Below are 13,105 nucleotides of genomic sequence, written 5' to 3' on the forward strand. Positions count from 1 at the left end.
AACCAACAAGTCCATTGGTTGGAACATACGATGGAACTTGAGCAAAAAGTGTTTGTGTGGTTAAAGCTAGAGCCATCACCAAAAAGAGTATTGTTTTTTTCATTTTGTTAAATGTTAAGTAATTAGACTTCAAAAGTATAAAAAAATTTGCTGTAAATATAGTAATAATTTTACAATCGGCATATATGCCGATGATGTGCCGTAGTATTAATGGAATTTTGACCTATGTCAGAAGAACAATTAGTACAGCTAGGTCAGTTAATCAATGATAGAGCAAAAGCCAAGTTTAGTAACAATTTGGAGTTTGCATCCGCTTGTGATATTGACGAGAAAAGCATCCGCAGAATTCTTAATGGCAAACAAAACTTCTCTATCAATATCTTCTCAAAAATTTGTTCCGCATTGGGTGTTAAGATGTCGGAACTACTATCAGAAATCGATTGATAAAAACAATCTTTAAATAAAACAAAAAAGCCTTTCTTTTGAATAACTTTTGTACTTAACACAAGTCAAATGACTAACCATCTTTGTAAAGAAATAGAACGTATTGAAAGTTTATTGTGTAAAACTTTATTTGATTAATTTATAGGGTACTATCTTAAAAAGCAGCTTTTTAACAAAAGATCAATTTTGCAATTTATATAATATATTTAAATTCATACATTTAAATTTATTTTTTTATTTAAATCTATAGGTTTATATTTGTAATTTATTTTTTAACCTATAGGTTTATGAAAAACACAAAACAACATTTGATACTAGAACAAGTAGATAAAAAGTTAAAAGCTTTTGAATCACTTAAAGACAATAAAATTCCAACAAATGGTTGGGTTAAAACCGTGCGTACTGCATTGAAAATGTCATTACGCCAATTAGGAAATAGAATGAATTTTTCAGCTCAAAATCTAAGACAATTAGAACGTAGAGAAATAGCTGGAACTATAACATTAAATTCCTTGCGAGACGTTGCTAATGCAATGGACATGCAGTTGGTGTATGGTTTTGTTTCCAAACACGAATCATTGGAACAAATGATAGAAAAACGTGCCGCAGCATTAGCCACTGAAATAGTGATGAGAACAAACAATACAATGACATTGGAAGACCAACAAAATTCTAAAGAACGTATTGAAAAAGCCATTGTGCAAAAAACGGCAGAAATCAAACACGAAATGCCTAAGTATTTATGGGATTAAAGATTGATTACATAGACGGGCAAACGCCTTTGAGTGAAGAGGAACAAGAAGGGTTAAAAATATCATCCATCACCACTCGGGAGGAATTGGACGAATTTGAGCAACTCAATATAGAAAAAGCAATACAATGGACCCTTGGTAAAAAACTAAAAGCAGAGCAACTGTTTTCAGAAAAGTTTATCAAAGATTTACACAAACGTATGTATGGAGACGTTTGGAAATGGGCAGGAACTTTTAGAACCTCTGAAAAAAACATAGGTATTAAGTGTTATTTAATTGGTGTTGAATTGAAGCAGTTATTAGATGATGCTGTTTATTGGACACAAAACAAAACCTATAATTCGCAGGAAATCGCAATTCGCTTTAAACACCGTTTAGTAAGTATCCATTGTTTTGCAAATGGAAACGGAAGGCATTCCAGATTGATGGCAGACTTGATAATGGAAAAATTATATGGTGAAAAGATCTTCTCTTGGGGTAGTACCAATTTGGTCAAAGCAACAGCCGCGAGAACGGCATATATAAAAGCAGTAAAAAAGGCAGACCAACAAGATTTGCTACCTTTAATTGATTTTGCAACATCATAATCTTTGTAAGCCATTTGTTTATAGCCCAATCTTTGAACTGTAAATAGATTTACAGCACCATAGATAGTAAAAAAATCTAAAAGAATTATCTACCAGTAGTAGAAGAAGTTAGATGAATTTGTATCACTATTTAAACAAAAAAACCTCTAAAGAAATTTAGAGGTTTTTGATTTGTAAAAGTACCCGGAGTGGGAACCTGCCTTTGCCGGCAGGCAGGTCGAACTAACACACTCCTAAGAATTTTCTAAATCTTCCAGACTCAAACCCTTTAAAAATTCCTTTCCACTACCCGACTTTAAATACTTTTCCCGATGACGTGCTTTAATACGCGAAGAAAATCTTTCGACATGATATAATTGAAATGGTCGATAAGGAGCAGTGGTTCTATTTCGACCCGCCTGATGAGTAGAAAATCGTTGTTCTAAATTAGAGGTAAGTCCAACATACATGTAATGTCGAGACAAAGATCGCAAAACATAAACGTAATATTTCATGGCATATAGAATAAAAAAACCTCTCGTAGTGAGAGGTCTTGTACCCGGAGTGGGAATCGAACCCACACTCCTAAGAACACGAGTTTGAGTCGTGCGCGTCTACCAATTCCGCCATCCGGGCATGGATTTTAGTGTTTTTTGTGGGTGCAAATGTACACAAAAATTGAAATAAACAAGAAAAAAATACTGAAAAATATAGGCCTTCAGTCAGATTTTATTTCTAAATTTGCACCTCAATAAATGCAACACACACTAACTCACTACTAAACAACCGATTAAAATGTCACATCAAGAACCGGAAGCAAAGATATTTGCGTGTTCCCAAAGTGTCCGCCTTGCCGAGCAAATCGCCAAACATTATGGGGTGCCGCTAGGTAAAGTTACGTTCTCAAAATTTAGTGATGGTGAATTTCAGCCGTCCTTTGAAGAATCCATTCGTGGATTACGGGTTTTCATAGTCTGTTCGACATTTCCGTCGGCCGACAATTTAATGGAATTGCTGTTGATGATTGATGCTGCCAAGCGCGCTTCAGCCCGACACATTACTCCTGTAATCCCTTATTTTGGGTATGCCCGTCAGGATCGTAAAGACAAACCTCGCGTTCCCATCGGAGCCAAATTGATTGCCAAATTGTTGGAAACTGCTGGGGCGACGCGGATAATGACGATGGACTTGCATGCAGATCAAATTCAAGGATTTTTTGAAAAACCAGTGGATCACTTATTTGCTTCTACGATTTTCTTGCCTTACGTAAAAAGTTTGAATCTAGAAAATCTCACTATCGCATCGCCTGATATGGGAGGTTCAAAACGAGCCTATGCATATTCCAAATTCTTGACATCCGACGTAGTGGTTTGTTACAAACAACGAAAAGTGGCCAATGTCATTGAAACGATGGAATTGATTGGTGAAGTAAAAGGGCGCAATGTGATTCTTGTGGACGACATGATTGACACCGGAGGAACCTTAGCAAAAGCGGCCGACTTGATGATTGAGCGAGGCGCTTTAAGTGTTCGAGCTATTTGTACCCATGCGATACTATCAGGAGATGCGTATGAAAAAATTGAAAAATCACAGCTTGGTGAGCTCATCGTTACCGATTCCATTCCGCTTAAAAAGGAATCGCCAAAAATTAAAGTGGTCAGTTGTGCGCCACTGTTTGCCGAAGTGATGCAGATGGTACAACACAACAACTCCATTAGCGGAAAATTTTTAATGTAAATAATTAATAAATCTAAATAATGAAGTCAATTTCAATCAAAGGATCTGAAAGAGAAAGCGTAGGCAAAAAGGCAACGAAAGCCGTACGTGATGCTGGAATGGTTCCTTGCGTAATCTACGGAGGAGAACAACCAGTACACTTTCAAGCAGAAAGCAAAGCTTTCAAAAGTTTAGTTTACACTCCAGATGCGCACACTGTTGCGATTGATTTAGGAGGAAAGGTGTATAACGCTATCCTACAGGATATTCAATTCCACCCAGTTTCTGATGCTATCTTACACATTGATTTTTATCAATTAAATGAAGACAAAGAAATCATCATGGAGGTTCCTGTAAAAATCACTGGTACTTCACCCGGGGTATTATTAGGAGGTGTTTTAAACTTAAACTTACGTCGTTTAAAAGTAAAAGCATTACCAAAAAACCTTCCTGATTATGTGTATGCAGATATTTCTGAATTACAAATGGGGAACAAATTGTATGTAACCAAATTAGGAAGCGACAATTACAAATTAATGCACCCAGACAATACGGTTGTATGTCAAGTGAAGATTTCACGTGCGGCGATGAAAGCAGCTCAAGAAGCAGCCAAAGCCGAAAAAGCAGCAGCCAAAGGAAAGAAAAAATAATCTTTTCGATAAGGATTACTAAAAGCATCGGACAATTCCGGTGCTTTTTTTTTGAAGACGCAGGGCATTTGAAGTACTTTTGCACTCATGGTTCGGTTTCTTTCCCTATTTCGTAAAATACCAAATTCTGAAAATACATCACCTATGAAGAAATATCTAATAGTAGGCTTAGGCAATATTGGCGCTGAATACGTAAATACCCGACACAATATTGGATTTAAAGTAGTAGATTTTTTTGCAAAACAAGAAAACGAGTCTTTTCAAACCGTAAAATTAGGAGATCTGGCCGAGTGTAAAATTAAAGGGAAAACCGTGTTTTTGTTGAAGCCCAATACCTACATGAATTTGAGCGGTAAAGCCGTAAAACATTGGATGGATAAAGAAAACATCCCTATTGAAAATGTACTGGTTATTACTGATGATTTGAATTTACCTTTTGGTACTTTTCGAATCAAAGCCAAAGGAAGTGATGGGGGCCATAATGGTTTAAAAAATATCCAAGCCGTTCTTTCGACCACCGAATACCCTCGGTTTCGATTTGGCATCAGCGATCAATTTAAAAAAGGGCAACAGGTGAACTATGTTTTGGGCGAATGGGATGAAACTGAAAAAAGGGCACTACCTGAACGATTGACGCTTTGCCGAGAGGCGATTACCTCCTTTGTACTCGCCGGTTTGGCCACCACAATGAATACTTTTAACGGAAAATAAATCCATAAAAAAAGCTCCCGAAGGAGCTTTTCATAGTTTAATAAGATAACATTATCGAATTACGATTTTACGTACTTCTTTTTTTGCACCATCTCTCACTGTTACGAGGTAAACTCCAGCTTCAATAGTTCCAACATTAATTGACTCATCAAAGATTGTTGCATTTGAATACGCACGATTGTATACTTCACGACCACGAATATCGTGAACTGAAACAGCAATGTCACTAGATGAAGGAGAGAATCTCACCGTGAATACTCCATTATTTGGATTTGGATATACAACCAAATTATCAAGCGTAAATGTTTCATTGCTCAATTGGACTTGAGATGTACAGACTTCTATAGCCCAACTGTTCAAACTTCCTGTATCTACATTAAAAAAATCTCTTGCAAACATCGTCCAAGTACCATTAGCAGGTAAATTGTTAAATGCTGATAGTGGACTAGAAGGTGCAAATGTGCCTGTCATATTTGCCACACAAGTAAAAGCAGGTGAGCCGTCACTCAAAGTAACATTAAAGTTATCATTCCCCGCACAAGCTCTGTTCCATACATTTACAAAAGTAGTCGTGTTCGGATGAGCCAATTGGAAAACCAGATCTTGCGGATAAGTATGGGTAACATTCAATGAAACGTTTACATCCGAAATATTTCCAGTTAGCGGGACATTAATTGTACTATTTACGATAGGGCCAGGTGAATTTGCACCTAAACCATCGGGAATCGATACAGGGGTTGTGTTAGTATACGTATTACAAACTGTAGTAACAATAAAACCTACCGAGAAATTGTTTGAGTTTACATTAAAGAAAATATTATTACTCGCTTTCACCATCAAACGACAATTTATTGCAGGAGTTGAAGGCATGACCACATCGGCTACCCCGTCATTGGTTGTCCCCGCCAATAAGGTTGTCCAAGTTGCCCCATTATCGGTGGTAATCATAATATCAACGTTGGCCCCTCCTGTAATAGTATTCGTATTGTTTACATTCCAAGTTACCGACTGTGTCGAACCTAAAGTATAAGAAATACCACTTGTATTTTGCGAGGTAACAGTTAATGGTCCTCTTGTGGCATCGACAGTAATAGTTGCATTGGCAATATTGGTTTGACCAACTTTCACATTAGGAACATAAGTAGCATTATCTCTTACTGTTAAACGAAAAACTAAGTTTCGACCAACTGAACTCAATGCTTCAACATTGATTCCCGCATTTCCAGCAGTAGTTTGACTCCCCGCAAAAACAGTGGGAAGTACAGGACAATAACGGATTGGTGAAGTAGAGGGTGAATTTGAAATCCAATTAGGACCCCCTGTCTTACCAACCGCAGCGACGCTATTTGGACCCGTAAAAGCACCGGCAGTATCTACGTTAACCTGCTCCCAACTGTACGTTAAAGCATCTCCATCAGCATCAGTTCCGGAACCGATTAACATAAAAGGAGTACTTCTTGGGATTGTAAAATTACCTCCAGAATTGGCCGTTGGTGTTGCATTAACTCCTGTAAGAGGAGTGGACACTGGACAAGCTTTGTTATTCAAATTGCTTTGAATCTGTGAAATAGATAACGCGTGATAGGAATCTATAGAATTGTTTGCAGCGTTGTAATCCGTGATTCCTGCATAACCCATAATAGTAACACCAGAACCTACCTCTACATTCACTCCAGAACCTTCATTAGCATGGGTAAAGGTATGATTTGCACCTAGTTGGTGACCTACTTCGTGGACTACATAGTCGATATCGAATGTGTCTCCTTCTGGAACTCCATCACTTGGAGATGTATATCCACTTCCTTTATTACGGTCAGTGGTGCTTGCTGTATCATCGGTACAAACACACCCAATACAACCTGCATTACCTCCACCACCTGAAGCCCCAAATAAATGTCCGATATCATACGCTAAATTGTTGGCCGCTAGGGTTGTTCCTGTACCCGTCAATCGTGTACTTAGTGTGTTTTGAAGTTCAGTATTCCAAGCTCCCAAAGAACCAGTTGACGCTGCAGAATAAGGATCTGTTGACGCATTGTAAAAAATTACATTCGTAGATTCAGCAACAATATTAAGGTGAACGCCCAAATCTTTTTCGTAACATCCATTGGCGCGCGTCATGGTTTCATTAAAGGCATCTATAACCAAATTAACTTGAGCCGCACTAGTAGCTCCGAAATAATTAGAGTACTCTGCTGTACACGATTGTGCCAAACGCATTGTTTTCAAAACACCATTGCTAGCCAACACAACATTACCACCAGAATTTCTATAGGAAGGATTGGCTAATCCACCAAATTCATCGTCCAACACGTCACATTTCCAAGCGGGTTTTGGACCGTTATTGGCTTTATTGTAAACCACATAAATCGTACGATCCGCTGAAAAAGGCTCCATAAATTCACTGGTTGTTCCAGCTCTAAATATAACCGTTTTTATGCCTCTTGTACCAATACTCAACTTCATGTAGGCTGTTGGATCTAGCGCACTTTTACCTGAAAAGGCTCGAATATCAGGGAATTGTGCTTGTAAATCAGCCTCAAAATTGGATGCTTCATTTACCACAAAGTCCTCTAACTTACCTTGCGCATTGGGGAGTGTAATTAAACAAGTGGCGCCAGGCTGATCGACAATCGTCATCAATCTGTTTTTTAATTGATCGAAATTTAGCGAATACAAATTATACTGCGTTGGAAATGTGCTTCTGAAAGTTCCTTTAGCCCGTTCTAAGTCTTTATCGGGTTCCGCTGCTGACCAATAACGACCAGTCTGTGCATTCATTCCCGCCAAGCCAAGGAAAAAAATACAAAGTAATAAAATTTTTTTCATTTTTAATTAGATTGGTTATAATAGCTAACAAATATAAGCGAATTTATTGCGAAATTTACATTAAAAATGTGAAATCAACGCGGTATAGCTATTAAACATAAAAATCAACTACCTTTGTGCCGATTTTAATGCACTTGAAAACCTTTTCCAACATCACTGATTTCCCCAAAACAAAAGGCACAGTACTTACACTGGGTACTTTTGATGGTGTTCATTTGGGCCATGCGAAGATTCTTAATAAAATAATAGAAGCTGCAAAAATTATGGATTTGGAGAGTGTAGTACTTACCTTTCATCCGCATCCGCGATCGGTGTTACAAACAGATATTCCCATGCACTTACTCAGTTGCGTCGATGAAAAGTCGAACTTGATTAGTAATGCGGGTGTTGATCATTTAGTTATTCATCCTTTTGATATAGCATTCTCGCAATTAACCGCCGAGGAGTTTGTTACTGACATTTTGGTCAAAAAGTTTAATATTAAAAAAATTATCATCGGATACGACCATCGTTTCGGAAAAAATCGCACCGCAAATATTGATGATTTAACTCGATTTGGAATGGAATTTGGTTTTGAAGTAGTCCAAATTACCGCAGAAGAAGTCAATGCAATTACGATTAGCTCTACCAAGATTCGTAAAGCATTGGAAAACGGCGATTGTAGTACTGCCCAAGACTATTTGGGTCATCCATACATCCTTTCTGGAACCGTAGTAAAAGGGCAAAAGTTAGGTCGCACCTTAGGATTTCCTACAGCCAATTTACTTCCTTGTTGTGAAGAAAAACTTATTCCAAAAAATGGAGTTTATGTGGTGCGCGTTAGTTTCAACAATAGCTTCTATTCAGGCTTATTAAATATTGGTAATCGACCTACCGTTTCGGGTGCTACTCGAACCATAGAAGTACATCTTTTTGATTTTTCCCAAGAAATATACGATTCCAAACTTTCGTTGGAATTTCTAACATTTGTTCGTGAAGAGCAACGATTTGACTCGCTTGAAGCACTTAAAAATCAGATTATCAGCGATAAAGAACAGGCCATGGCATACTTCCAAAACCTTCCGAAATAACTATTGCCCAATGAAGGGAAATCGTTACTTTTGAACTCTAAATTCGTCACACTATGAGTGAAATAAGACACAATTGGACCAAAGAAGAAATTTTGGCTATTTACCATAAACCTTTCATGGATTTGATGTATGAGGCGGCCACCGTGCATCGCAAACATCATGATCCCAATGTGGTTCAAGTTTCTACCTTATTATCCATAAAAACAGGAGGTTGCCCCGAAGATTGTGGCTATTGCCCCCAAGCTGCGCGTTATCATACCGACATTGAAGGAAATGATTTGATGAGTGTAACTCAAGTAAAAGCTCAGGCCCTTCGTGCAAAAGCCGCGGGTTCTTCTCGTGTTTGCATGGGAGCCGCTTGGCGCAATGTGAAAGACGGCCCCGAGTTTGACCAAGTATTGGAAATGGTGCGCACCATCAATAAATTGGACATGGAAGTGTGTTGTACTTTGGGAATGCTTACGGAAAATCAAGCCTTGCGTTTGGCTGAAGCTGGACTCTATGCGTACAACCATAATTTAGACACCTCAGAAGAATTTTATAAAGAAGTCATTTCGACACGAGGTTTTGAAGACCGTTTGAAAACGATTGAAAACGTGCGAAAAACCAACGTAACGGTTTGCAGTGGCGGTATCATTGGAATGGGTGAAAGCGTGGAAGATCGAGCTGGCATGTTGGTCGCGCTCTCATGTTTGAATCCCCAGCCTGAATCAGTGCCTATCAATGCACTTGTCGCTGTAGAAGGAACGCCTTTGGAAGATCAAAAACCTGTGGAGATTTGGGAAATGATTCGTATGGTAGCAACTACCCGTATCGTCATGCCTGAAACTCAAGTACGCTTATCGGCGGGACGAACTGAAATGTCACGTGAAGGCCAGGCCATGTGCTTCTTTGCGGGAGCTAACTCAATTTTTGCTGGCGATAAATTATGGACTACGCCCAATCCCGATGTAAATGAGGACATGAAAATGTTTGAAACCTTAGGATTACAACCCCAAAAACCATTTATTAAACTTATGCAACCACAGACCGTGGAAGCAGAAGATTCACAATTCCAACCGCTGGGTGAAAAACCGAAATGGTCGCGCCCAGGACATAGTATTGAACGCAACGTTAAAGCCTCTATCAAAGGTAAATAATAAAAAAAGTCCCGATAAAACTCGGGACTTTTTCGTTTCTATATTTTAGATTTATAACACTACTTTTTGCGTTATTACAGCGCCGGTTTCCAATACAATTTTCACAATTAAGGTTTGTTGTTCCTCCTCAATTGGACTTGTTTGCGCTTTTAGATCGTGAACCGCTGTCAAATGAGTAAGTAATCGCCCTTGCAAATCATAAACCATTACCTCTTTTATATTCTCTTCGGCTTGCACTAAAATAACTCTTTGTTGCGTTATCACCTTTATTGTCGCCTCATAAGAGACAAACTCGATATTTAGATTGGGATTCACTGGAATCGCATAACGTAATTCAAAACGATTGTTAAATTCCCCTTTAGGTAATGTTACCGTGTAAGGGCTATTTTTCAAATTATGAAATACACCTGCAACTTTATCTTCTAAATAAATAGGTTGCTGTCCTGCAAACAATCCGTCCGTTTTATACAATGCTATGGCATACGTTCCTGGCGCATTCACATAAACCCCCAGTGGAATGCGATCATTTCCTGTAAAAGGCAGCCCTTTTCCTTGAATAGAATAGGGTTCATCTTGCAATAAAGAATAGATACTTAATTCCCCCGTTATTTTGTGAATACAATCATACAAATGGTCCCGACCGTTGGTGGCTTGACTCGCATAGCCTACTAATGTTCGTTCTGAATTTCCGTTGGTTGAATTGACAATATCCAACCAAATGCGGTGTTTCTGATTGGAAAACCATTGTGCATTTCGATAAAAATCGGTATTGTCGTAAGGCATCAACAAGGCATCTGCGCGAAGACTATTCTCGAAAGCAAGCGTATTTGGCGTGGATGCTGAATGCAACATATTGACCATAAATCCTTGTCCGGCTCCAATTTTTCCAGCAAAAGAATCGGGCTCTGTCGAACCCAAACCGTTATACTTAATATAATCCGAAGCCCAATAATTGTATTGGAAATTATTGTAAAACGGACTTATTATCGAGGTTGGTGCCAAACCATGCTTCCAAACCCAAATGGAACCCTCAATTTTCGTTTGATTCAATACCAAAAACTCTTCTGCATCAATCGCTGAAGGGTATGGATTTCCTACTAAATTCCAATTATCATCAAAACGTGTAGTATCAAAATTATCTGGATTCGTTAGATCAGCATCATAATCAGGGCCGTCATAATTTCCACGTGAAATAGGAGATGTAAACTGGCCGTTATGTGGTTTTCCGGTAAAGGTAGCCGTTAAAGGAACTGCCGTTGCTGCCCCATTGGAAGCACGAGCAATGTAGCCTTTCCCGCGCACCATCGTTCCTGAAGCTATCGCCCAATTTCCGAGGGTTCCATTGGGATTTGCAAAGGTTGGATTCCATTCGTAACGCAAGGCATTGGGTAACGAATTTACTGCTACATTTTCTGTTGGAGCACTCCAATACACATAATCAAAATTGCGAGCTAAAGTGGTACGATCCATTCGGAATTTTGTCCCTGAATAATCACCATCGTTGGTATCTGTCTCATTGATTTGAATCAATTGCCCTGTATTGTTGATATTTAAAATTCCGTCTAGCGTTAGCTTATTGAACGCAAAAACATAATCATTGGAACCGATGGTTAGAATTTTATTCAACTTCACTTCCAGATTTCCTTGGGAGAATAAATTATTGGATACGTTGGTGTTAAAATCATTATCCAATACCACATTATAAAACTGTTCGACATTGGCATGCGCATTCCCGTTGATAATTTGTGGAGCGCTGCCCACAAAATGAACCGTTCCGTTTCCTTCTTGGAATTGTGTTGCTGAAACTGCATTGGTCCAATTGCCATAAAGAAATAAATTCCCATCTGCAGTGCTTGAATTACTATCATCCATATCCAAAATCCCAGCCCCAGAAAGACTAAGATTCCCATAAATCTCTAGTCGATTTAAAGCATTTCCTTGTAGTTGGACACGACGCCCTGAAACGGTCAAATCTTTACACTTTGCAATATCGGAAAAAGTATCTGAATTGGCTGCTGTATAATCTATAACGGCATCATTTACTGCTGTAGCATTAATCACCACATCGGTTAACTCATCGGGAACGGTCAAAAGTGTCCAGTTGTTACAGTCAAACCAATTTGTATTCAATGCTCCCGTCCATTTGTTAAATGGGTCTGATGCATTGATAACAAAGGGAGAATTCGTGGGACATGTACCTAAAGTTGTCGTCCAATTGGTGGTATAATTTAAGATGGAACCAATCAAATAGGGTCTGCTTCCAATAGTAAATGTTGTTGAAGACGTGTTGTAACTTACTTCATAAGCACCTGTGGTCGTATTGGCTTGCAATGAAGCACAAATGAGTTGCGGATGCTTTCTTGATCTTCGAAAATTATTACCGCTAATGGCTGATAAATTATCGGTCAATTCATACCATACACCACCATCTTGCACCCCAGATAAAACGGTTCCTGTAAAAGTAGAACCCGTTATGTCGTATGTAAAAAATCCTTGCAATAAAAACATTGAATCGGGAGCAGAACTCGATACATTTACATTCCCGTGGCTTGTTAAGGTTGTGCCGTCTGCATTTCGCCCTGAAATAGTGAAAGAATTATAGGTTGTTCCTGAACCATCAACTACTGAAATAGTCGAACCCGTTCCTGCACTAACAGTATTAATACAAAACACAGAACCTGCTGGTATAGGAGTCGTTCCTGTGTAGGTAAACTCCAAGAAGGGTAAATTCCCATTTGGCGGCACTGTACAACTGTACCATTTATCGGTACGGACATTGGCCGCTGGTATACCTCCTGTTTCATAGGTTGTGTTAGCCCAAATAAAACTTGTTCCTGGATTAATCTCAACTAATGACAAAAGTCGAATGGCATCGTCGGCACCAGACGATGTATTATCGTAGGCTATCAACATTAAGTCTCCTGTTTTCAATACCGTAGGAACTATATTTTGTGGGGTTAACGCCACCTCGACTCCCGAACTCCAATCGGTGCCACTACGCACAAATATTTCGATATAATAGGTAACTCCATTGGTTAATCCCGTAATGTTTACATTGTTTCCGCTGGAGGCATATACGACTTGATTGAACGCTGCAAAAGCGGGATTGGCCGTATAAGCACTTCCATCGCCGGTAGGAGCAAATGTTATTCCCGGAGCCGCAGTCACTACGACCAAAACTTGGTCAAAACAAAGCGCATTGGGATTGGCCCAACCGATTAATCCTGT

Annotated in this window: 11 protein-coding genes and 1 tRNA gene; 8 read left to right on the top strand and 4 right to left on the bottom strand. The window is 38.9% G+C overall.

What is annotated here, in order from left to right; genetic code table 11:
* Window positions 1–225 precede the first annotated feature (225 nt).
* The 3 genes from ABWO12_RS10790 (at window position 226) to ABWO12_RS10800 (ending at window position 1,783) form a co-directional block, all read left to right on the top strand.
* The gene (locus ABWO12_RS10790) at window positions 226–444 is read left to right on the top strand and encodes a helix-turn-helix domain-containing protein (protein ID WP_353088931.1); all 219 of its coding nucleotides are present in this window, start codon (window positions 226–228) and stop codon (window positions 442–444) included.
* Between the two features lie 287 nt (window positions 445–731).
* A complete protein-coding gene (locus ABWO12_RS10795; RefSeq protein WP_353088932.1) occupies window positions 732–1,196 on the top strand; it encodes a mobile mystery protein A in 465 nt (154 codons plus the stop codon).
* Window positions 1,187–1,783 (top strand): mobile mystery protein B, encoded by a 597-nt coding sequence (locus tag ABWO12_RS10800; RefSeq protein ID WP_353088934.1) that lies wholly within the window; start codon window positions 1,187–1,189, stop codon window positions 1,781–1,783. Before ABWO12_RS10795 ends, ABWO12_RS10800 begins: the two co-directional genes overlap by 10 nt.
* 233 nt (window positions 1,784–2,016) lie before the next feature.
* Here ABWO12_RS10800 and ABWO12_RS10805 read toward each other — a convergent pair whose 3' ends face one another.
* Window positions 2,017–2,277 (bottom strand): GIY-YIG nuclease family protein, encoded by a 261-nt coding sequence (locus ABWO12_RS10805; RefSeq protein WP_353088935.1) that lies wholly within the window; start codon window positions 2,275–2,277, stop codon window positions 2,017–2,019.
* A gap of 41 nt (window positions 2,278–2,318) precedes the next feature.
* Window positions 2,319–2,398 (bottom strand) — tRNA-Leu (locus ABWO12_RS10810).
* Window positions 2,399–2,557: 159 nt separating this feature from the next.
* Here ABWO12_RS10810 and ABWO12_RS10815 point away from each other — a divergent pair.
* From ABWO12_RS10815 to pth, 3 genes are all read left to right on the top strand, one after another.
* The gene (locus ABWO12_RS10815; RefSeq protein WP_353088936.1) at window positions 2,558–3,499 is read left to right on the top strand and encodes a ribose-phosphate pyrophosphokinase; all 942 of its coding nucleotides are present in this window, start codon (window positions 2,558–2,560) and stop codon (window positions 3,497–3,499) included.
* Between the two features lie 20 nt (window positions 3,500–3,519).
* Entirely contained in the window at window positions 3,520–4,128 is a 609-nt protein-coding gene (locus tag ABWO12_RS10820) for a 50S ribosomal protein L25/general stress protein Ctc (RefSeq protein ID WP_297517521.1), read from the top strand.
* 144 nt (window positions 4,129–4,272) lie between these two features.
* Window positions 4,273–4,839: an aminoacyl-tRNA hydrolase gene (gene pth, locus ABWO12_RS10825; RefSeq protein WP_502902931.1), complete on the top strand. Its 567-nt coding sequence runs from the start codon at window positions 4,273–4,275 to the stop codon at window positions 4,837–4,839.
* Between the two features lie 51 nt (window positions 4,840–4,890).
* Here pth and ABWO12_RS10830 read toward each other — a convergent pair whose 3' ends face one another.
* The gene (locus ABWO12_RS10830; RefSeq protein WP_353088938.1) at window positions 4,891–7,668 is read right to left on the bottom strand and encodes a reprolysin-like metallopeptidase; all 2,778 of its coding nucleotides are present in this window, start codon (window positions 7,666–7,668) and stop codon (window positions 4,891–4,893) included.
* Between the two features lie 116 nt (window positions 7,669–7,784).
* Between ABWO12_RS10830 and ABWO12_RS10835 the strand changes: the two genes are divergently transcribed.
* Window positions 7,785–8,738 (top strand): bifunctional riboflavin kinase/FAD synthetase, encoded by a 954-nt coding sequence (locus tag ABWO12_RS10835; protein ID WP_353088939.1) that lies wholly within the window; start codon window positions 7,785–7,787, stop codon window positions 8,736–8,738.
* Window positions 8,739–8,791: 53 nt separating this feature from the next.
* On the top strand, window positions 8,792–9,877 hold the full coding sequence (gene bioB, locus ABWO12_RS10840) for a biotin synthase BioB (RefSeq protein ID WP_353088941.1): 1,086 nt from the start codon (window positions 8,792–8,794) through the stop codon (window positions 9,875–9,877).
* 51 nt (window positions 9,878–9,928) lie between these two features.
* Here bioB and ABWO12_RS10845 read toward each other — a convergent pair.
* On the bottom strand, window positions 9,929–13,105 hold a 3,177-nt coding region (locus ABWO12_RS10845; protein WP_502902932.1), incomplete at its 5' end, for a RemA C-terminal-like gliding motility protein.

The sequence above is a fragment of the Flavobacterium sp. genome (assembly GCF_040379285.1).
Classification (GTDB): domain Bacteria; phylum Bacteroidota; class Bacteroidia; order Flavobacteriales; family Flavobacteriaceae; genus Flavobacterium.